19 protein-coding genes are annotated in these 21,002 nt (G+C 65.6%); 9 read left to right on the top strand and 10 right to left on the bottom strand.

Annotated features, from left to right (window positions below; translation table 11 throughout):
• Positions 1-63: 63 nt before the first annotated feature.
• Complete coding sequence (locus tag JOE35_RS02555) at positions 64-1,311, top strand: ROK family transcriptional regulator (RefSeq protein ID WP_209559697.1); 1,248 nt, start codon at positions 64-66, stop codon at positions 1,309-1,311.
• A gap of 118 nt (positions 1,312-1,429) precedes the next feature.
• On the opposite strand, the gene JOE35_RS02560 is transcribed toward JOE35_RS02555, so the two are convergent.
• From JOE35_RS02560 to JOE35_RS16175, 3 genes are all read right to left on the bottom strand, one after another.
• Positions 1,430-2,038, bottom strand: a complete 609-nt coding sequence (locus tag JOE35_RS02560; protein ID WP_209559698.1) for a hypothetical protein — start codon at positions 2,036-2,038, stop codon at positions 1,430-1,432.
• A gap of 61 nt (positions 2,039-2,099) precedes the next feature.
• Positions 2,100-3,485 carry a reverse transcriptase domain-containing protein gene (locus tag JOE35_RS02565; RefSeq protein WP_307802905.1) on the bottom strand — a complete coding sequence of 462 codons (1,386 nt, stop codon included), beginning with the start codon at positions 3,483-3,485 and terminating at the stop codon, positions 2,100-2,102.
• Complete coding sequence (locus JOE35_RS16175) at positions 3,478-4,116, bottom strand: hypothetical protein (protein ID WP_209559701.1); 639 nt, start codon at positions 4,114-4,116, stop codon at positions 3,478-3,480. Before JOE35_RS16175 ends, JOE35_RS02565 begins: the two co-directional genes overlap by 8 nt.
• A gap of 460 nt (positions 4,117-4,576) precedes the next feature.
• Here JOE35_RS16175 and JOE35_RS02575 point away from each other — a divergent pair, with 460 nt between their 5' ends.
• The 4 genes from JOE35_RS02575 (at position 4,577) to JOE35_RS02590 (ending at position 9,370) form a co-directional block, all read left to right on the top strand.
• Entirely contained in the window at positions 4,577-5,035 is a 459-nt protein-coding gene (locus JOE35_RS02575; protein ID WP_209559702.1) for a hypothetical protein, read from the top strand.
• A 23-nt stretch (positions 5,036-5,058) separates the two neighbouring features.
• Complete coding sequence (locus tag JOE35_RS02580; protein ID WP_209559704.1) at positions 5,059-6,615, top strand: hypothetical protein; 1,557 nt, start codon at positions 5,059-5,061, stop codon at positions 6,613-6,615.
• Between the two features lie 495 nt (positions 6,616-7,110).
• Positions 7,111-9,012, top strand: coding sequence for an ABC transporter ATP-binding protein (locus JOE35_RS02585; protein WP_209559705.1), 1,902 nt, complete (start codon positions 7,111-7,113; stop codon positions 9,010-9,012).
• Positions 9,013-9,034: 22 nt separating this feature from the next.
• Positions 9,035-9,370: a hypothetical protein gene (locus JOE35_RS02590; protein ID WP_209559706.1), complete on the top strand. Its 336-nt coding sequence runs from the start codon at positions 9,035-9,037 to the stop codon at positions 9,368-9,370.
• Positions 9,371-9,409: 39 nt separating this feature from the next.
• On the opposite strand, the gene JOE35_RS02595 is transcribed toward JOE35_RS02590, so the two are convergent.
• Complete coding sequence (locus JOE35_RS02595) at positions 9,410-9,658, bottom strand: DUF4287 domain-containing protein (protein WP_209559707.1); 249 nt, start codon at positions 9,656-9,658, stop codon at positions 9,410-9,412.
• Between the two features lie 305 nt (positions 9,659-9,963).
• Entirely contained in the window at positions 9,964-10,386 is a 423-nt protein-coding gene (locus JOE35_RS02600; protein ID WP_209559708.1) for a DUF2000 domain-containing protein, read from the bottom strand.
• Between the two features lie 49 nt (positions 10,387-10,435).
• Here JOE35_RS02600 and JOE35_RS02605 point away from each other — a divergent pair, with 49 nt between their 5' ends.
• Positions 10,436-11,290, top strand: a complete 855-nt coding sequence (locus JOE35_RS02605; protein WP_209559710.1) for an AraC family transcriptional regulator — start codon at positions 10,436-10,438, stop codon at positions 11,288-11,290.
• Here the strand turns inward: JOE35_RS02605 and JOE35_RS02610 are convergent.
• Positions 11,226-11,702 carry a hypothetical protein gene (locus tag JOE35_RS02610; protein WP_209559712.1) on the bottom strand — a complete coding sequence of 159 codons (477 nt, stop codon included), beginning with the start codon at positions 11,700-11,702 and terminating at the stop codon, positions 11,226-11,228. The two genes, JOE35_RS02605 and JOE35_RS02610, sit on opposite strands and share 65 nt — an antisense overlap.
• Before the next feature lie 157 nt (positions 11,703-11,859).
• Here JOE35_RS02610 and JOE35_RS02615 point away from each other — a divergent pair, with 157 nt between their 5' ends.
• Positions 11,860-13,137: an MFS transporter gene (locus JOE35_RS02615; protein WP_209559714.1), complete on the top strand. Its 1,278-nt coding sequence runs from the start codon at positions 11,860-11,862 to the stop codon at positions 13,135-13,137.
• Positions 13,134-14,939, top strand: coding sequence for a glycoside hydrolase family 3 protein (locus JOE35_RS02620; RefSeq protein ID WP_245186028.1), 1,806 nt, complete (start codon positions 13,134-13,136; stop codon positions 14,937-14,939). The genes JOE35_RS02615 and JOE35_RS02620 overlap by 4 nt, the downstream gene beginning before the upstream one ends.
• A 204-nt stretch (positions 14,940-15,143) precedes the next feature.
• Here JOE35_RS02620 and JOE35_RS02625 read toward each other — a convergent pair whose 3' ends face one another.
• From JOE35_RS02625 to JOE35_RS02635, 3 genes are read right to left on the bottom strand one after another with little or no spacing between them, the layout of a single operon-like run.
• A complete protein-coding gene (locus JOE35_RS02625; RefSeq protein WP_209559715.1) occupies positions 15,144-16,742 on the bottom strand; it encodes an MFS transporter in 1,599 nt (532 codons plus the stop codon).
• A complete protein-coding gene (locus JOE35_RS02630) occupies positions 16,739-17,578 on the bottom strand; it encodes an SDR family NAD(P)-dependent oxidoreductase (protein WP_209559719.1) in 840 nt (279 codons plus the stop codon). The genes JOE35_RS02625 and JOE35_RS02630 overlap by 4 nt, the downstream gene beginning before the upstream one ends.
• Positions 17,575-19,830 carry a glycoside hydrolase family 3 protein gene (locus JOE35_RS02635; protein ID WP_209559720.1) on the bottom strand — a complete coding sequence of 752 codons (2,256 nt, stop codon included), beginning with the start codon at positions 19,828-19,830 and terminating at the stop codon, positions 17,575-17,577. The genes JOE35_RS02630 and JOE35_RS02635 overlap by 4 nt, the downstream gene beginning before the upstream one ends.
• 119 nt (positions 19,831-19,949) lie before the next feature.
• Between JOE35_RS02635 and JOE35_RS02640 the strand changes: the two genes are divergently transcribed.
• Positions 19,950-20,555 carry a TetR/AcrR family transcriptional regulator gene (locus JOE35_RS02640; RefSeq protein WP_209559722.1) on the top strand — a complete coding sequence of 202 codons (606 nt, stop codon included), beginning with the start codon at positions 19,950-19,952 and terminating at the stop codon, positions 20,553-20,555.
• Positions 20,556-20,577: 22 nt separating this feature from the next.
• On the opposite strand, the gene JOE35_RS02645 is transcribed toward JOE35_RS02640, so the two are convergent.
• Complete coding sequence (locus JOE35_RS02645; protein WP_209559723.1) at positions 20,578-20,964, bottom strand: Rid family detoxifying hydrolase; 387 nt, start codon at positions 20,962-20,964, stop codon at positions 20,578-20,580.
• Between the last annotated feature and the right edge of the window lie 38 nt (positions 20,965-21,002).

The following is a 21,002-nucleotide window of genomic DNA, read 5'->3' on the forward strand; positions in this document are numbered from 1 at the left end:
AGTGATCCAGGAAAGCCGAATGGCGCCTCCTTTTCGTTCGGCCTGGAAGATATGCTCGGTCGCATGACGACGACGGAGCCGGTGCTGGGCGAGTCCGGGCGTGAGCTGGTGCGCGAGGTGCTGATCCACGGGCCGATCGCGCGGGCGGAGCTCGGACGCCGGCTGGGGCTGTCGCCGGCGAGCCTGACGCGGCTGAGCAAGCCGTTCTTGGATCGCGGACTCTTCGTCGAGGGAGCCGTCGAGCTCGCCGGAGCCGTCGGCCGCCCTGCCAAGCCGCTCGACGTGCGCGTCGACCTGCAGTGCTTCGTCGGCATCAAGCTGACCGGCGACCAGGCGCTCGGCGTGCTGACCGACCTGCGGGCCAAGACGCTGGGCGAGCACGTCGCCGACCTCGCCGGGCACTCGCCCGAGGAGGTGGTGGAGGCGCTGGCCGCGGTGGTGGAGGCGCTCGCCGGGTCGGGCGGTGACGGTCGCGCTGTCGGGGGTGGTGTTTCTGCTGAGGCTGATCCGTCACGTGACGGATCAACCGAGGCGAGCGTGGCCGGCGCTGGTGCTGGTGGTGTCGCCGAGCTCGCGGGTGTCGGGGTGAGCATCGGCGGCAAGGTGACCGGGCAACAGGTGGTGCTGCGCGCGCCTTTCCTCGAGTGGCGTGAGGTGGACCTCGGCGGGATGCTGTCGCGGCGGCTCGGGCTGCCGGTCGTGGTCGAGAACGACGTGGTGGCGCTGACGGAAGCGGAGCGGTGGTTCGGCCTCGGGCGGGGGATCGACGACTTCGCGGTGGTGACGACGGGGGCCGGTGTCGGCTACGGGCTGGTGATCCACGGGAGGCAGGTCATCACGCCCGACACGGGTCTCGGGCTCGGAGGGCACTTCCCCCTCGATCCCACTGGTCCGATCTGTGCCGACGGCCACCGGGGCTGTTCGACGGCGATGCTGTCGACGACGAGCATGTGCGCCTCGGCGGCCGTCGGTCTCGGTCGGCTCGTCAGCTACGAGGAGCTGCTGGCGCTCGCCGCCTCGGGCAATGCCGTCGCGGTGCAGGTCGTCGGCACGGCCGGCCGGTCGCTCGGGCGCATGATCGCCGCGGTGGCGAACCTCACGATGGTCGGGACCGTGGTGCTCTCGGGCGAGGGCATCGGGCTGGTCGACGTCCCCGTCGCGGCGTCGGAGATGCGCGCCGGCATCGCCGCCGACCGAGACCCCGACGCGTCGGAGGTGCGCGTCCTCACCGGGGACGCCGACTTCGGCGCCTGGGCGCGTGGTGCTGCCGCGGTCGCTGTGCAGGCGCGGATCGGGGCCTTGGGGGCGTGAACAGAACCCCTCGAGCTAGCAAAGCGCCTAAGCCTAGATTTGAGCGTGAGCCAGAGGTGTGCTCAGTTGTCGCCACTAATCAAGTTAAGGAAAAGCAATTATCCAATAAATCTGCTATCTACGGTCGCTCGACATACTTATTTTGACTGTTGAATCTACCGATCAGCTGTGCTGCGGTAGCCCATCCCTCTCCCGTCAAGCGGGCTGTACCGTCAAGATCTTGCCAGGTCGTGGGATGGTCAATCCAAGACTGAATGTAGGCCCGTCGAATGTCGACGAGTACATCCAGCAGGTGATAGTCGCTGGGGGCAGACTCGTGCGGAACTTCGGTCATTATTGACTCAATAAAGATAACCAGATCAAGACCGTTTTCCTGACGAGACGCTGCCGCTCGTGAATCGACCTCGGCTCGCAAATCGTCGGATCGCTCTGAACTTTCCATGTGGCCAGTCCAGACGGGTTGTCCTCGTATTTCTTCCACAAGACGATCCGACCATCGAGACACTAGCGTCCCAAACGTAGCCCGATTATCTCGCTCGTCAGCGGTATTTCGACGGGTTTGCAGGTTGTGATCCCTACTGGTGATATTGCTCGCCACCTTGTTGCTGCTGAGAGCCACGGCGATAGCACCCACGCCGACGGCGATGGTGCCGACAGCTCCGAGCACTGGTACGCCGATGTCGCTCCACCACTGGTAGGAGAAGACTGTAATCCAGTCGGTATTCACGTTCTGCCATCGATTCTTTACCCAAATTGAGCAGGTATATCATGGAAAATATGTTCGTCGCTCAGTTATAGCCAGCGCCTTCAGTGTCCTGCTCGAGATCACGCACCTCGCGACGAACTCGAGCGGCAAATATGCGGTCTACGTCTAGGTCGTTTGTAAGCCTCGCCGCCGAGACGCCAAACACGTTCATCAGACATTGCCGTTTGTCATCCACGACCCACGCGTCGAAATTGGGAATGTAGCCAGTTACATCTCCATGGCGACTTGCGAGCAGCCGGTATGCCTTCGTGAAGCTCTTAAACTGTACATCTGTGACTGCAAACCTTTTTGACCGGTCCTCGATAAGCCAGTCTAAATGTGCGAGCAGTTGCTGATGTCTTATCTGAGAAAAATACACAAGCCATCCCACGGCGTGGCTGTCGAAACGGCAGCCAGTAACAACCAAGTCTACGTGCCACTGGAGTCGCCTCTTGGCGACCTCAACGCGAGCGGCATCGCCTCCCGCGCGCTGGCGCGCGTATTTGTAAGCGGTGAAGGCGCGCGCCAATCGCCCCTCAATTCTACTTACAGACCCAGACCTCACCGTCACTCGAGGCCACACAAACTTGTAGCCCAGGTATTCAAAGCTGTCAGCGATTCGGCCAACACTAGACTTATTGGCCCCCAGCTTGACAGGATGAATCTTCACCCCGGCCAATGCCATGAGTTGCTTAATGTCCATTACGAGCTTATTTGTACTGCGTCGTGGTAGCAATATGAGGATGTCATCGACGAAGCGAAAGTAGGCCAGGCCATCACGCTTCCGCAAACTGCTATCCAGGTGCGCCAGGCTGAGTTCGGCTATGCCATTGGATATTGCTAGTCCCTGAGGGACACCGGACGTCGACGGAGAATCCGCCTTTCGACCCTCTGGTGCAGCCGATTGTTCGACGGCTCGCATGAACAAGTCGACAATGGGAGGTGATGCTATTTTTCTCGTAAGTGAAGCTCGGACCCACTCGTGGGACAGTGTTGGGTAAAAATTGATGATGTCGATTTTTATGAAATAGCGGTACTTGCCCGACGACAGGCTTGCGAGCACGTCAGCAATGACATCTTGTGCAAGAGGTGCCGATGATTCGGGTGCCACGGCCTGCAGGTATTCGGCCATACATCGCAGAACGACCCGGTCCTGAAAGCGAGGCCGGGCGATTTCACGGGGAGCTTTTCCTCGGCCCTTGCTCTTAAGTAGAAGATCGTACGTGCTAAAACGGTATCTATGGCCTAAGAGAGAAGAATTAACCCATCTAAGATTGCGATCTAGTTGGCTTCCCCATTTCTCGGCTGTCACACCGTCCCGGGAAGCTAGAGCGTTCTTCTCTTCCAAGCGCCTAAAAGCTTTTTCAAGTTGCACTTTCCGAACTGCGGACTTCCAGGCTCTTTCAGACGCCCGAGACTGGCTAACCACGAATCGCCCACAAGGCTATAGGGGTCACGGAGAGCACTGATGCAGCAATTAGTACGGCCGGAAGGGAAGACAGTGCCGTACTCCAGAATCGGTCGAGCTGCCGGCGCGCCATCTCTGTTGGAGTCACGTAGTTAACGAGGGGTGTCTCGATATTTGTCCCCTGCTTCCGGATGCTCTTCCACTGAACGGCCCAGGCGAAGTCACCTGTGGAATGGTTTGCTGTTCTGTCCAAAAGCAGTTGGTACTCCGCGTTAAGGCGCCTGAATGAACGCCTACGGCGACGTCCGGAATTGTGCGATGCATCTGCGAAGGCGGCGTCAACGGCTATTCGCTGAAAATCGCGGTACGCCTCGAATCCGAGAGTGGATTTCTCGCTGTAACCAGCGCTGCCCAGCACGAGGGAAGCAGTCAATGTCAGCACGCCGACGGCGCACCATAGGAAGGGGCCTCTGTCGCCATAGAGGCTGGGTTCTTGCAGGAGTGCAATACTTACCAATGTTGAGGCGAGGCTCAATGAGATAAGAGCAGCAGTCCAGGAGCGTCCGCGAGACTGTAGGCGTTTCGCGTAGCGGAGGCGCGCCGCGTAGTTCCTCTCCGAACGCCAGGCAAACTGGCTTAATTGATCGTTCATGCGATGCTTCGGCCGCCTTCGATTTCCGCTGCGCGACAAGTCGCGCGTTCCAGTGCTCAACGCCCGTAGGCTCAGCCGGCGAGCCAGCTCGCAATGAGAAGCACTTCGACGAGGTCGAAGTCCCCCTCATGCATCTTTCACATCACCCCGTCGCCAAAGCCGCACGACTGAGGTGGCGGCCGAAGCTTTATCAACTTAGCAGATCAAGTGATTTACTTGAGGTTCCGTCGTTCTCAAAGGCCGGCTCCCCTTAGAGGACGCCGACACGGAAAACCGTGCTCGGGCCCGCCGCCAAATCGCCGTCAAAACTCCACCACCTACCCGCCCACAGGAAACAGCACTGAGTACGGTACCCCCAGCCTCTGACCCTGTCACCGGACCCACCACCCGCCGACGCATCATCGGCCGCGTAAAAATCATCGCCAACCGGGCCGTGACCCCGGCCGCGATCGTTGCCGTCGTGAGCGTGGCCGTCCCGGTGCTGGTGGGCCTAATCACGGCTGCCGTCCCCGAGAAATCCACCCTCACGAAAACGGCCAACAGTGCCGCGTCGCTGCTCGGGCTGCTGACACTGCCGGCACTGGGGCTGTTGCCCATCATGCGGCGTCTGTTCCCTCCCCCCATCGCCGAGCAGTCCGAGGCTCTCGCGCGGGTGGACCGTGACCCCTGGCACACGGTCGTCCGGGTGGTCAGGCCCGCCCAGCACGCACGCACCGGCACGAAAGCGTTCGTGCAGTTGCGAGACGGCACACAGTTCGCCGCCTGGTTCCCGGGACGACGTGTCGCCAGGAATCAGGTGTTCGCCGTTCAAGGCCGAACCGGGTACGGCGAGTACCGCCACCAGTCCGTGTTCTACGTCAACGCGGTGACCCACCAGTTCTCGTTCAAGTCCTGGAACCGTGCACGCCGGCTGAGATGACCTTGAGGCGGCATCATGGCGGGGTGCTGCTCGAACCGAATGACCTCGCCAACCTCCTCGCCGTGCGGAACCTGCGCAACCTCGCCGCCTCCCACGCCCGCATACCCGGTCGAGCTCAGCACGACACCGCCGTTCTCCTGCTCGACGCAGCCATCGAACGTGCGGTCTTCACTGCATGCGGGTTCAAGCAGATCGACCTGGGTGTCAAAGACACCTTGGAGTCAGCGCTCTCGAAACTCGGCAACACCGGCTTCACCACCCCGGCAGGGCTCTCCACTGACCGCATGCGACTCCACAAGGCGCGAAACGGCGTTCAGCACTCCGGATTGAGTGTCGACCCGGGGTCCGTCCCGACGTGGGTGGTGACGACCGACAAGTTCATCACGCACGTCGTCACCTACGCCTACGGCGTGGACATCGATGACGTGCGACTGTCCACCGCCATCCGCGACCCAGAGATCAAGGCTCACCTTGACGCAGCCGAGGCCCGCCTCGACGCCGACGACACCACAGCCGCTGTCAGCGCCATCTCCGAGGCATACAAGATCGCCCGGAAGACGTGGAATCGGTTCGTCGAATCGAGCCAGATGTTCCTCCGTCATCGAACAAGGCCCTACAGCGCATCACTCAGCGGCGACGACGGGGACCAGATCAAGGCGCTCCAGCAGGTGACGTTCGTCACGTCGATTGCACCCGACCCTGCAGAAGCCATCTGGTTCTTGGCCGCGCTTCGAGAGCAAACCCTGCTGACGACGGAGGAGGCACGTCGTGCTCTTGCCTTCGCCTTCACGTTCGCGACGGCCGTGGAAGCAAGCCCTGCCGTTCGCCGGGAGAACAGGCGAAATGTCCGCGACCAGCAGGCGCGTCACGTCAGGGCTGACCCGGCCGCGCACACACGGCTTGGGCCTTTCTCGCTGAACCCTGACGGGTGGCGAGGGATCGCTGAAATTACCATTACCTTGATCGATGTTCCCGGCGCAGACGAATTCAACGGCTGGAGTCGGCTTCTCAACGACCTCATCAACCCACGCGGAAACCCCAGCGAGCACATTTACGTCAATGACGACGGAACGATCCGCTTCTACGCTGACTCCGACACCGAGAGCACCCTCACACGGATCGAAGAGGCCGTCGCTGCCGTTGATGGCACGTTCGAGACGCGCAAGGCCGAGGAAGCCGCGGCCACACACGCGCGCGAGACCGGACTCCGTCAGGCTCAAGACCGGCTGAACGAGATGATGGACGCCCTGCCCGAATGGATACGCCTTTACGCAATCGAGGGGGGGCACTCCGATGCGGGCCCGGAAGTCGTGCTGAACCTCACTCCCCCGCTCCGGGGCAATCTGCCATACAGGGAGCTCGCTGACGCTATTAGCGGCAGTGGAGACGTCGGCCTGTCCAACACCTCACACGGCCTCACCATCCAAACCGACCTCGACGACATCCCTGAACTGCTCACCTCGCTAGTCCCAGCCCTAGAAGCCCTCTTGGCCGAAGCGCAAGCCAAGGAAGCAGACGACGCCGCGGCGGTAGACGCCCTCGAGCAGAAGCTCCTCAAGCACGGGCTGCGTCCGCACTGACCCACCAGCAGAAATAGCAGCGGCGCCTTCCCTGGTGGGGAAGGCGCCATCACTGCAGGCGACTACTAAGCAGACGTGATCCAGGTGGACCACTGTGCGGGCGGAGTCTGCAGCGCCTGCTCCCGGTACGTGCAGAACCCCTCGGCCTTGCGGAGCCGATCGGTGGCTAGGGCAAAGCTCATGCCACCGCAGCGGCCCCATGCCGTTGTCGCGCTCGTCGAAGCACACCAGCCAGGCCGTGTGCAGGGCGGAGTACTCCTCCACCAACGCACCGTGCGATGCCCAGCAACACTCCGAGGGTTTGCTCCTAACGACAGTGAGGGTGGTCGCGCTCTGGAGCCACTCTCCGTCGCTCGAGAGCGGCACTCGCACACGAATCCGCCCCCACCCGAGTTGACTCGTACTGCCCCCATCTCGCCGCCCAGGGGGTGAACCGCGAACCCCGGGGCGGCCCGCCGCAGACGTCGGGCCTGCACCCCACGGAAGGAACCACCCATGAGCATGGAAGGCGCGGCCTGGAGCTCGCTCTACAAGATTTCGTCCGCGAGGGACGGCAAGCACGGCATCTCCCGCGAGTCCGTCAAGCGGATCATGACATTCGCCGTGCCCTACCGGGCGAAGCTCGTCATCTTCATCGCGCTCTCCGTCGTGGGGGCGTTCCTCGCCGTCGCGACACCGGTGCTGGCGGGCCGCGTGGTCGACGTCATCGTCGCGAAGGGCGAGGTCTCGATGATCGTCCGGCTCGCCGTCCTCATCGCCGCTGTGGCGGTGGCCGACGCCGTCGTGTCGCTCATCACCCGCTGGTTCTCGGCCCGGATCGGCGAGGGCGTCATCCTCGACCTCCGCACCGCCGTCTTCAACCACGTCCAGAAGATGCCGATCGCGTTCTTCACCCGCACCCGCACCGGCGCCCTCGTCAGCCGCCTCAACAACGACGTCATCGGCGCCCAGCAGGCCTTCAGCGGCACCCTCTCCGGCGTCGTCACCAACGTCGTCGCACTGATCCTCACCCTCATCGTCATGCTCAGCACCTCCTGGCTGGTGACGGTGCTCGCCGTCATCATGCTGCCGATCTTCCTGATCCCCGCACGCCGAATGGGCAGCCGCCTCGCCGCCCTGCGCCGCGAGGCCGCCGACCACAACTCCGCGATGAGCACCCAGATGACCGAGCGCTTCTCGGCCCCGGGCGCCACCCTCGTCAAGCTCTTCGGCCGCCCCGACGAGGAGGCGGAGGAGTTCCGCGTGCGCGCCGCCCGCGTCCGAGACATCGGGGTCCGCAGCGCGCTGCTGCAGTTCGTCTTCGTCACCGCGCTCACGCTCGTCTCCGCCCTGGCCCTCGCCCTCGTCTACGGCCTCGGCGGCTTCCTGGCCCTCGCCGGCCAGCTCGACACCGGCGAGGTCGTCACCCTGGCGCTCCTCCTCACCCGCCTCTACGTGCCGTTGACCGGCCTCGCGAGCGCCCGCGTCGAGATCATGAGCGCCGTCGTCAGCTTCGAGCGCGTCTTCGAGGTGCTCGACCTCGAGCCGCTGATCCAGGAGAAGCCGACCGCCACCTCCGTCCCCGAGGGCCCGGTGAGCGTCGAGTTCGACGACGTCCGGTTCGCGTACCCGTCCGCGGACAAGGTGTCGCTCGCCTCCTTGGAGGAGGTCTCGACCCTCGACACCCGCGGCGGCGAGGAGGTGCTGCACGGCGTCTCGTTCCGCATCGAGCCGGGACAGACGGTCGCGCTCGTGGGCACGTCGGGTGCGGGCAAGTCCACGATCGCCCAGCTGCTCTCGCGCCTGTACGACGTCGACAGCGGTGCCGTGCGCCTCGCCGGCGCGGACGTGCGCGACGTGACCTTCGCCTCCATGCGCCACACCCTGGGCATGGTCACGCAGGACGGCCACCTGTTCCACGAGACCATCCTCAGCAACCTGCGCCTCGCGCGGCCGGAGGCGACCGAGGACGAGGTGTGGGACGCCGTCCGTCGTGCACGGCTCGAGCCGCTGCTCCGCTCGCTGCCGGACCAGCTCGACACGATGGTGGGGGAGCGGGGCTACCGGCTCTCGGGAGGCGAGCGTCAGCGGATGACGATCGCGCGCCTCCTGCTGGCCCAGCCTCGCGTCGTCATCCTCGACGAGGCGACCGCGGCGCTCGACTCGACCTCGGAGGCCGCCGTGCAGGCGGCGCTGAGCGAGGCGCTCGAGGGGCGGACGGCGATGGTGATCGCCCACCGCCTCTCCACGATCCGCAGCGCCGACCTGATCCTCGTGGTCGAGGACGGCTCCATCGTCGAGCGCGGCACGCACGACGAGCTGCTCGCCGCGGCCGGCCGCTACGAGGAGCTGCACCGCACCCAGTTCGCCGTGCAGAAGGACGTCGCGCCCGACGAGGAGGCGGCGGTCCGGCCGTAGGACCGGCGCGGCGAGTGGTTCGATGACCCTCATGACGGACCCGCCGAACATCGCACGAGTCACGGTCCAGGGCGCCGAGGTCTCCCGTGACCACGACCTCGGCGCCGAGCCGGTGTTCGAGTTCGAGACCGATCGGGGCAACTCGTACCGTGTCACGGCCGAGGAGGCGGGACGGCAGCAGACGTGGACCGTCACCCGCCTGCTGCCCTCAGGGGAAGAACCTGCGGGAACCGTCCGGCATGAGAAGCCGTGGTTGATCTTCGGCTCGAGCGCCCACCACTACTACGCGCCGGGAGCCCGCACCTCGTCGGGCTTCCAGAACGACCTCTGGAACGCCGTGCAGTCACTCGCCGAGTGAGGACGACCCTCGCCCGGAGGCAACGGGCCATGCTGGAGCTCAGGCGTGCGCGGCCTTGACGTAGGCGACGATGGCGTTCGCGTGGCCGTGGCCCATGCCGCGCTCGGACTTCAGCCAGGTGACGACCTGCATGTGCGGCTCGTGCTCGAGCCGCTCGTTCACGAGGTCGAGCCACTCCTGAATCGGGCGCCCGTAAGTCTTCTCGATGCTCGGGAAGTACGACGCGGGGCCCTTCGGCTTCGACCCGTCGGCGGGCGGCTCGGGGGCGAGGACACGGTCTCCGGTCATGGCTCAGAGGGTAGCGCCCGGACCCGCCGGCGCCCAGGGGCGCGCAGCCTGCCGTGTCGCATCACGTTCCGAGCATCACGCCTCACTCGGGCGCGACGTGATGCTCGGAACACGATGCGACACCTCGAGGAGCACGGTCGGCCGCGGCCATCGTCGTCCAGAAAAGTAAATAAAGTAAATACGGTTTGGGCATGGGATCGACCATCCAGACTCATGCGGACTTCGACTGGGGCGACTGACGCGGTCGACCTGTCGGCGGCACCGGTGACCTCGGCGGCACCTCCGGTATCGGGCTCGGGCACGAGTCACCGATGCCGGCTCACGCCCTTGAGCACGCGGTCGACCTGGTTCTTGGCTCCGTGCACGGCGACGCCGACGAGGTCGAGGTCGTCGCCGGCTGCTGCGGCGACGACCTCGCGGTTCGCCGCGTCGTGACCGGTGCTGAACATCCCGGCGTCGAAGACGGCGGTGAGCAGCTCACGGGCGACCGCACGGGAGCGGACGCTCCTCAGCACCTCGCGGTCGCCCTCGAGCACCACGATCGGCTGGCCCAGCAGAGGCGCGTACGAGGTCCCGTCAGCGTCGACGTAGGCGGCGCCGGCCAGTTCGGGATCGGAGGCGACGCCGCTGGCGAGGAACGCCGCGACGTTCGCCACCTGCCAGGGCTCGAGGTCGTCGCGCAGCACCAGCGCGACGCGGGTCGGGAAGCGGACGGGCTCATCGGTCATCTCCCGATCATCGGGTGACGCGGGGCCGCGCGTCTTGTACGTTCCTCGCATGACGGACGCGACCTCGCTGCGTGCCTGGCACCCCGCGGTGCCAGGGGTACGCGAGGTGCTGCACGCCCGCATGACCAACCACGCCTACCCGGCGCACGCCCACGCCGACTGGGCCCTCATGCTCGTCGACGAGGGAGCGGTCGTCTACGACCTCGGCGGCCGACGCCGGATCGCCGACGCGACCTCGGCGACCCTGCTGCCGCCGGGCGTCGCCCACGACGGTCGGGCCGCCCCGGGCGCGACGGGCTTCCGCAAGCGCGTCGCCTACCTCGACGCGTCCTGGGCGTCCGAGTCGCTGGCCGGTGCCGCGGTCGACCGGCCGGCACGCGCCGACCTCCTTGCCGCGACCCGCCGGGCTCACCGCGCACTGGCCACGCCGGGGGAGGAGCTCGCCGCCGAGGCGGCGCTCGTCGCACTGGCCGAGGAGGTGCGGGCTGGGTCGGACGGGCCTGCTCCCGTGCGCGACGCCTCCTTGGCTCGTCGGCTGCGAGACCTGCTCGAGAGCGACGTCGCCGGAGGCATGACGCTCGCCGAGGCAGGCCGGGTGCTCGGCGCGCACCCCGCCCACCTGTCGCGGTCGTTCTCGGCGACGTACGGCCTGCCGCCGCACCGCTACCTCACGAGCCGTCGCGTCGACCTCGCCCGGGGGCTGCTCGTCGGCGGGGCCCGCCCGGCCGACGTCGCGACCGCCGTCGGCTTCCACGACCAGGCGCACCTGACGCGGCACTTCCGGCGGGTGCTCGGGACGACGCCGGGCCGGTTCGCCTCGTCGTCCGATGAGCGGCGCCTCAGCCCAGGCGGGGGCTCTGCTCGCGCTGCCGGCCTGCCCGCTGCCGGCCTGCCCGCTGCTTGACGGCCGACAGGACGTACGCAGCGGCGAGGGCTGCGTAGACCACGGCGGAGAGGACCGTGTCGGAGGCGCCGCCGTCGCCTGCGGACAGGGCCAGGACGGTGGTCAGCCCCTGGATCGTGAAGAACACGGCCATGACGACGCTGGAGGTCACCCCGCCGGTGAGGCGCCACGCCGGACGAGGATGCGCGGTCGGCTCGCCGTCCGCCCGGAAGGTCCGCCCGCAGAAGACGACCGTGGCGACGGTCAGGGCCAGGAGCATCAGGGCACCGGCCGTGGGGCCGAGCAGGAGCACGGCGAGGAACCCGAGGGCGAGGCCCAGGATGGCCGCCACCAGGACGATGCCGACCTTCGTGGTGGACGCGGTGATGCGGAGTGCCATGTCGCTCCCGTCGAGGTGGGACGTGTGGGTCACTCGACTCTAGGGGCCCCGCCGGTCCCGCCCCGCCGACCATGAGGGCACTGACGAGCGAGTGGTGCCATGGGCGCACTCCGCTGGCCGGGCTTGTCATCTGGGTGCCGCTGCGGTTATGGTCTCGCTACCTGCACTAGCGTAGGTAGTCCACCACTTCTTGATCGAAGGCTGTTCAATGTCGAACGAACCGCAGCTCACCACCTCCTCGCTGACCACGCCCACGAGCTGGCGGCCCGTCCGGGCCGCTCTCGCTCTGGTGATCGGGTCCCTCCTCGCGCTCGGGCCGTTCATGGCCTTCAACGGCATCCTCATGCCAGCTCGCGTCCAAGCCATCGCGCCGGATGACAAGATCGCGATCGTCGGGCTCATCGCAGCCTCCGGAGTGATCGTCGCGACCGTCGCGAACGTCATCTTCGGTGCGCTGTCCGATCTCACCCGCACACGCTTCGGTCGACGCTCGCCCTGGATCCTCGTCGGTTCGATCGGCGCCGGAGCTTCCCTCCTGTTCGTCTCGTCGGCCGAGACGATCCCGCTGATCATCCTCGGGTGGTGCTTCTTCCAGCTGTTCCTGAACGCGATGATCGCCTCCCTCATCGCGCTCCTTCCCGACCGCGTACCCGTGAAGCGGCGAGGTACCTTCTCGGCGCTGTACGGCCTCGGGCAGATCATCGGCATCTCGACGGCGCAGATCGTCGCACCGTTCTTCCTGCAGGACATCACGACGGGGATGATCGTATTCTCGGTCGCGTTCCTCGCGGCCGGCCCCGTCGTCGCGCTCCTGGCCATCGACAACGACAATCGTGACGTCGAGCGGGAGCGCATCTCGCCTCGAATGCTTGCGCAGTCGTTCTCGCCTCCGACACGCGATGCGAAGGACTACTACCTCGTCTTCACCGGACGTGTCCTCAACATCGTCGGAACTTATGTGGTCAGCGGCTACCAACTGTTCATCGTTCAGGACTACCTGGGTGCGAGCCAAGAAGAGACCGCCACGATCCTCTCCCTGCTCGGAGTCGTGTCGCTGATCAGTGCCGTCGTCATCGGCACCGCCGCAGGGCCCATCTCGGACCTGGCCAAGCGCAGGAAGGTCTTCATCATCGGAGCCTCCGTCCTCATGGCCGGCGGAGTCCTCTTCCTCTTCTTCGTTCCGACTCCCTGGGCGATGTTCGTGTGGGCCGCATGCAACGGACTCGGCGGTGGCGTCTACAACTCGGTGGAACAGGTCGTCAGTACCGAGGTCCTGCCCGAGACCGGAACGTCCGCGAAGGACCTCGGCTTCCTCAACATCGCCGCTACAGGCGGGCAAGCCATCGCACCAGCCGCCACATCAGCTGTCATCGCGATCACCGGCACCTTCGGCCCGATCTTCCTTTTCGGCGGGGGATGCCTCCTCATCGCATCGGTCTGCTTCGGGCGGCTCAAGAAAGTGAGATGAGAGACCAAGACCGACTTGGTCCTCCAGCCCAGCCCCACCGCTCCCCGTTCGACAAGCAGAAAGCAGTCAGCAACCTCATGACGTCCTCCTCAGAAGCCCCTTACCGCGACTCTTCCCTCTCCGTAGAGCAGCGGGTAGACGATCTTCTTCGCCGCATGACGCCTCGCGAGAAGGCTGGGCTGATGTTCCACCCTCGGGGCGGGCACGCGGCGTTCGAAGCGCCAGGCATCTTCGGGTCCGCCTCGACCCAGCAGCACATTCGCGACGGCATCAACCACTTCAACACCCTGCAGTCCGGACCCGCACGGAAGATGGCGGCCTGGCACAACGAGGCCCAAGCCGAAGCTCAGAAGACGCGACTCGGCATCCCCGTGACCTTCTCCACCGACCCTCGGCATGCCTTCGGCTTCAACCCCGGCACGTCGCTGTCCACTGACGCTTTCAGCAAGTGGCCTGAAGCCCTCGGGTTCGGGGCCCTCGATGATCCCGACCTCATCCGTCAGTTCGGAGAAACGGTTCGCAGGGAGTATCTCGCCGTCGGCATCCGGGTAGCTCTGCACCCACAGATCGATCTCGCCACCGACCCTCGCTGGGCTCGGGCAACAGGCACGTACGGTGAGGACGTCGACATCGTCACACGCCTCGGAGTCGCCTTCCTTCAGGGGCTCCAGGGAGAAGAACTCAGCGAGACGTCCGTTGCGGGCATGATCAAGCACTTCCCCGGGGGCGGCGCCCAGAAGGACGGTGAGGATCCGCACTTCTCCTACGGCAGGGAGCAGGTGTACCCGGGCGGGAAGTTCGACCTCCACCTCCAGCCCTTCATCGCGGCGATCGCTGCCGGAGCCACCCAGATGATGCCGTACTACGGCATGCCTGTCGGAACGAAGTACGAGGAGGTCGGCTTCGGCTTCAACCGCCAGATCCTCACAGGGCTGCTCCGGGAGGAACTGGGCTTCGAGGGCATCATCTGTGCCGACTGGAGCATCATCACCCGGAACTACTGGGGAGTTGAACACCTCACTGAGGACGAACGGGTCGTCAAAGCCGTCGAGGCAGGGATCGACCAGTTCGGAGGTGAATACGACGTTGACAGGCTCGAGCGGCTCATCACATCCGGTGCTCTTGCGGATGCTCGCATCGACGCGTCCGTCCGGCGTCTGCTAGCCGAGAAGTTCCGCCTCGGGCTGTTCGATCGACCTTTCGTCGACGAGGAGGCGGCGGACGCAGGAACCGGACGCGCCGAAGACCGAGAGGCGGGAATCGCTGCGCAGGCAGCTGCCGTCACGCTGCTTGAGATCGGGGAGTCCGCTCCTCTCCCTGTGGCGCGGGGCACCCGGGTCTATGCCGAGGGCCTGGACAGCGACCTGCTGTCTCGGTACGCCACGGTGGTCACGACTCCGGAGGAGGCCGACCTTGCCATCCTGCGCCTGGCTGCACCGTGGGAGCAGAGAGGGGAACCCGGAACGCTGGAGTCGTACTTCCACGCTGGCTCGCTCGCTTTCCCCGACTCAGAGGTAGCACGCATCAAGGCCATCGCTGCCAAGGTGCCCACGCTCGCCGACGTGTACCTCGACCGCCCGGCGCTGCTGGGGGACCTCCTGCCCGCCGTCGCCACGCTCATGGTCGACTTCGGAGCCAGCGACGAAGCCCTCGTCCGTGTGCTCTTCGGTGAAGCAGCACCCCTCGGACGTCTGCCCTTCGACATCCCCTCGTCCCAGGAAGCGATCCTCGTCAGCCGCCCGGACGTGCCCTTCGACACCGCGAACCCGCTTTACCCCCACGGGCACGGACTCACCATCTGAGACCTGAGGTGACGATCGCAGGTCGACCAGTCTGAGTGACCACGAAGCCCCCGGCTGACGCCGGGGGCTTCGCTCGTTCCCGACAGCCGTGAGAGGGCAGGAGAAGGGCTCCCGGCAGTAGCCGGGGGCCTCGTTCATTCCCGACAGCCGTAAGGGGGCAAGAAGAAGGCCCCCGGCAGCAGCCGGGGGCCTTCTTCGTCAGTTCTAGGGACGCTCTTCATCCAAGGTGGTGCCGTCACCCCCTGCCGCGTCCACGGCCGTGCTCGCCTCACGCTCCGCGATTCGTTGCGCCCTCGTCTTGGTGTTGAGAGGCAGGTTCGGCAGAGCGATGATCGCCAGGAGGCTGAGCAGCGCCAACGGAACCGATGCCAGGAAGACGCTGGCTGCTCCGGAGGCGTAGGCGGCCTCGACAGCGGTACGCACTGCGTCCGGAAGCGTCGCAGGGTCTGGCAGCGCGGCCAGGTCTACGTCAGGTGTGGCTACGCCCGCTCCGCGAAGTGCCGCCGACGACTCTTCGAAGACTGCGCTGCTGCGCGCGCTCAGGAGCGCGCCCAGGACCGTGACGCCGATGGTTCCCCCGAGCGTCCTGAAGAAGGCGACACCCGCACTGGTCACGCCCATGTGGGAGACATCAGCGGCGTTCTCGGCGACGAGGACGAGGTTCTGCATGACGATGCCGATCCCGAGCCCCACGGCCGCCTGGTAGAGCCAGAGCAGCGGCATCGCGGTCGTCGCATCGATGGTCGCCAGCCCTCCCAGGCCGATGGCCAAGAGGGCAGAACCCGTGATCATCCAGGGTTTCCACCTGCCGGAGCGGCTGACGAGGGCCCCGATGACGGTCGAAGAGATCACGACGGCGATGAGCTGCGGCAGCACGAGCAAGCCGGCCTCGGTGGGTGAGGCCGACCTCGACAGCTGGAGGTACTGACTGACGAAGACCGATGTCCCGTACACCGCTACCCCGACGGAGAGGCTCGCCACGACGGTCAGGACGAAGGTTCGGTTCTGGAACAGCGCCGGAGGGATGATCGGTTCCGCAGCCCTCCGCTCGACGAAGATGGCGGCCGCGATGAGGACGAGTGTGCCACCAGCAAGGAGAAGCGACGGCACGGACAACCACGGGAAGCTCTCACCGGCGAGCGTGATCCAGATGAGGAGCAGCGACACCGCTCCCGAGATGACCACGGCTCCGGCGACGTCGATCCGTGCCTTCCTGGTCGTGGTGGGCAGGTGGAGGGTCAGCTGGATGATCACGAGGGCTGCAAGCGCGATCGGCACGGACCCGTAGAAGTTCCACCGCCACCCGACGGCGTCTGTCACCAACCCGCCGACGAGTGGTCCACCGGCTGTGCCCAGGGTCATGACGGCGCCGAACAGGCCCATGTATTTTCCGCGTTCGCGGGGGCTGATGATATCGGCCATGACGATCTGGACGAGGGCCATGAGGCCGCCCGCGCCGATCCCTTGGAGGACTCTCCCTGAGATCAGGACGCCTTCGGCAGGGGCGGCACCGACGAGGCAGGCTCCGACGATGAAGATCGTCAATGCCACCTGGATGAGGATCTTCCGGTTGAGGAGGTCCGACAGTTTGCCCCAGAGGGGAGTGCTCACCGTGATGGCGAGCAACGTGCCAGTGACGGCCCAGGTGAACGTCGCCTGCGACCCTCCGACATCTCGCACGATGCTCGGCAACGAGGTCGAGACGATCGAGCTGGCCAGGAGGGCGACGAGGAGCGCCATCAGGAGCCCAATGAGAGTGCGCAGAACAGGTGTGCGTTCTGTTTCGACGACTGCAGTGGTCATGCAATCCTCCCCGCGGGGGCCTCGAGGTCGCTGAGCAGAGCCTGAACTCGGGCTAGAGCACGGTCGAGGACGCCGGCGCCAGGAGCGACGTGGACCAATCCCGCCTCGATCGCGGCGAGGGCGGACCGGGCCACTTCGTCGGGAGTGAGGGCGGACAAGCCGAGGTCACTGATCGTTCCCGTGGGTGCGTCCACGGCCCCCAGTTCTGCCGAGTTGCGACCGAGATCCGTGTCGATGAGTCCAGGGCAGAGCACGGTTGCGCCGAACCCCTGCTTGGTGGCCCGCAGCTCGGCGTCCAGGGTCTCGGTCAGGCCGACGACGGCGTGCATAGTCGTTGTGTAGGGAGTTCGCATCGGCAGCGGGGCCAGGCCACCCGAGGATGCCGTGTTCAACACGTGTCCCTGCGACTGCTCCAGCATGCGGGGTACGAAGGATCGAACGCCGTTGACTGTCCCCATGAGCTTGACTCTCACCATGCGGTCCCAGGTGCCGATGTCCTGCTCCCAAAGAGGCACGGCCGGTGAGACGAGACCGGCGTTGTTGCAGAGCAAGTCGACTCGGCCGAAACGATCGAAGGCCGCATCTGCCAAGGCTTCTACAGAGCGCGAGTCTCCCACGTCGGTGACGACGGCGAGGGCGTCTGCACCTTCTGCTCGCAGACTCACGGTGGCTGCCTCGAGTGCGGCGTCCCGGACGTCAGCTAAGACGAGCTTCGCGCCGCATGCAGCCGCAGCTCGAGCTAGGCCCAAGCCGATGCCGCTGGCCGCACCCGTGACGACGATGACGCTTCCTGCGTGGATGCGAAAGGTGGACGATCCTGCCCGCGTGACACTCATCGTGTCTCTCCGTTCGCCAGAGCCAGGAGGTCGTCCAACTGGTCAGGAGTCATTCCTCGGCCTCCGCTCAACGAACGGATGCGGTTGACCGGGATTCGGAGCGCCGACGTGTTCGCGTCGATGCCGAGTTCCTGAGAGGCGACGCTCGCTCGGCCAGCACCGTTCTCGCGCATGATCTCGTTCAGGAACGCCGCGCAGGCGGGCACGGCGAGCAGTTCCGCAACGGTGGAGTTGCCCGTGTAAGCCGGCCGGATCTCATGCCCCTCGATGTCGACATGGGCGGCGCTGCGGAGGTCGCGGCTGGACGCGGCCGCGTGGAACGTGTACCTGCCGCTCTCGAGCAGCCAAGCATCTGACCTCACGTCCCAGATCCGGAGGTCGGACAGATCGAACGCGATCTCGACGTCTTGCGTTGCTCCCGCGGCGATGCTGACAGCCGCGAACCCACGAAGTTCGACGGGTGCCCGAGACGCCCCGTCGTCCTTGGAGGAGTAGAGCTGGACGATCTCGCGACCGTCGCGCGACCCGCTGTTGGTGATGGACAATCTGGCAATGACGGTGTCACCGTGGGCCTGGATGTCCAGATCGCCGTAGGTGAAGGTGGTGAAGGAGAGCCCATGGCCGAAGGGGAACTCGACCTCTCGGCGCATGCGGTCATAGCCGCGATATCCGACGAAGATGCCCTCGCCGTATCGGACTCGAAGCCCGTCACCGGGAAAGTTGAGGAACGACGGGGCGTCCTCGAGTCGCTGCGGGATCGTCTCCGCGAGGCGGCCCGATGGGTTGACACGGCCGAACAAGACATCGGCGGTCGCGCCACCGCCGGCCTGGCCCAAGATGCTCGCGTCGACGAGCGCCGGGACGCCGCGAAGCTCGTTCAGTTCGACGACACCACCGTGAACGAGGACGACGACCGTACGGGGCTGTGCCTCCCGAACCGCCTGCACCAGCTCGAGTTGTGCTTCTGGAAGGCGTAGGTGCTGCCTGTCCGTTCCCTCGATCTCCTCGTGACTCCCGAGCCCCACGAACACGACTGCCGCGGCGGCAGCTCGGGCTGAGGCGACGGCCTCAGCGCGCAGGTCAGACCCGTCTGTGGCATCCATGCGGTAGCCCTCGGAGTAACTGACGGAACCACTAGCGATCGCACCGATCTCGTTCAGGGCGACATCGACGCGTGTGGGGTTGACGCGCGAGCTGCCACCTCCCTGAATTCGTGGCTCCTGAGCGAATGCACCGATGACCGCAAGGTCGTCTGATGTCGGAAGGGGCAGGAAGCCACCGTCGTTGCGGAGGAGAACGATGGCGCGACCCGCGATCATCCGGGCGAGGTCGTGATGGTCGTCGAAGGGCGGCACGGTACTGGGGTGCTCTGCTGACGAGGATCTCGCCTGTTCCGCCAGGGCCGCGACGCGCGTCGCGCTCTGCGTGACTGCGTGCTCATCCAGTCGGCCTTCACGCACGGCTGCAGCTACCTCTGCATCAGCGACTCCATCGCCTCCAGGCATCTGAAGATCGAGGCCCGCCGCGATCGCCGCAGCACGATCACTGACCGCGCCCCAGTCACTGACCACCGCGCCCTCGAACCCCCACTCATCCCGAAGGATGTCAGTGAGCAGCCAGCGATGCTGCGTCGTCGGCACCCCGTTCAGACGGTTGTACGACGCCATGACCGTCCATGGGGCTGCTTCTCGGACGACACGTTCGAACGAGCGCAAGTAGATCTCTCTGAGCGGCCTCTCGTCCACATCGGCGCTCACGCGCATGCGTTCGGACTCTTGGTTGTTGGCGGCAAAGTGCTTCAAGGAAGCGCCGACGCCGCCGCCCTGCAGGCCACGGACCCAGGACGTCGCCAGCCGTCCGCTGAGGTATGGGTCTTCGGAGAAGTACTCGAAGTTTCTACCGCACCGCGGGTCGCGCTTGATGTTCACTCCAGGACCGAGGAGCACGTCGACCCCGTAATGGCGAGCCTCGGCAGCGAGTGCCGCGCCGAGTCGCTCGATGAGAGCCGGGTCCCAGGTCTGTGCCAAGGCCGTTGCTGGCGGGAAGCACGTGGCCGGCTCGCTCGGCGAGATGCCAAGGTGATCCGCGTGCCCAGTCTGGTGTCGGACCCCGTGAGGGCCGTCCTCCAACGTCGCCCCTGGGATGGCACCCGGTGTCTTGGTCGTCCAGAATGATGCTCCGCTGGTGAGCGCCGCGCGCTCTTCCAGGCTCAACGTCGATACGGATTGAGCCACCGTGTCGTTGGTTCCCATTGCGTGTCTCCTCGCTCCAGTGCGGTTAGGCCTCTAGTACTGCTACCTACACTAGTGTGGGTAGTGCGGATGCGGCAGAGATGGACATCTCATGGCCAGGAATGCGATGGACTGAGCACATGCAGAAAACGGCGAGGATCAGACTGACCGCAGACGGTCGCCGGGCGCAGCTCGTCGACGAAGCGGAGGCGATGATCGCCCAGGAAGGCTTCAGCAACTTCTCGATCGCCGGTCTCGCTGAGCGCGCCGGCATCAGTCGCGCAGGCGTGCTGCACCACTTCGCAGGAAGGGAGGACTTGCTCATCGCCGTGCTCGATCGCAAGGAGCGAGAATCTGCCGCTCTGTCGTCGCGCTACATCTCAGATCGCGGTGCCCCAGACGCTCGTGCCATCTTGGATCTGCTCGTCCGGCACAACATCGAGCGGCCCGAAGTCATTCGTCTCTTCTCTATGCTCGCGGCCGAATCGATCGCCCCCGAACATCCAGCGCACGAGCACTTCAAGCGTCGGCTCCACAGGGGCGCTGAGCAACTCGAGCCGCTTCTCACCGGCTACAGCCGTTCACCTCAAAGCATCGCTGTCGAACTGCTGTCGTTCATGGATGGCATGCAACTCAACTGGCTCCGCGACCCGACCCTCGACCTCTGGGAGCACTGGACTGGTTTCGCGGACGCCTACTTCGAAGGTCTTGCCGAGACTGAACGGAACCGCCCGGCTGCCACCTAGCTGAGGGCTGCGGGCTTTTCGATCAGAGCGAGGCGACGGCCTCGATCTCGATTCGTGCCCCAAGAGGCAACCCCGCGACTGCAACCGTGGTGCGGGCGGGGTAGGGGGCCTCCAGCAGTGACTCGTACATGTCGTTCATCTCGGCGAAGTCGTCCATGGTCGTCAGGTAGACCGTGAGCTTGACAACATCGGCGAGGGACCCTCCGGCGGACGAGAGAACTGCGTCGAGGTTCGCGAACACCTGCTGTGTCTGCGCGCCGAGGTCACCGTCGACGAGTCGACCCGTACGAGGATCGATGGGCGTCTGCCCGGACAGGAACAACGATCGATTGCCCGACGGTTCCGCGGCGTGTGCGTACGGGCCGATGGCGGCAGGGGCGCCAGGGGCGAACAGTGATGAGCGGGGCATGTTCTCTCCATCAGTTTCGGGGGATGACTGCGCGTCCG

It is taken from the genome of Frigoribacterium sp. PvP032 (assembly GCF_017833035.1).
Lineage (GTDB): Bacteria > Actinomycetota > Actinomycetes > Actinomycetales > Microbacteriaceae > Frigoribacterium.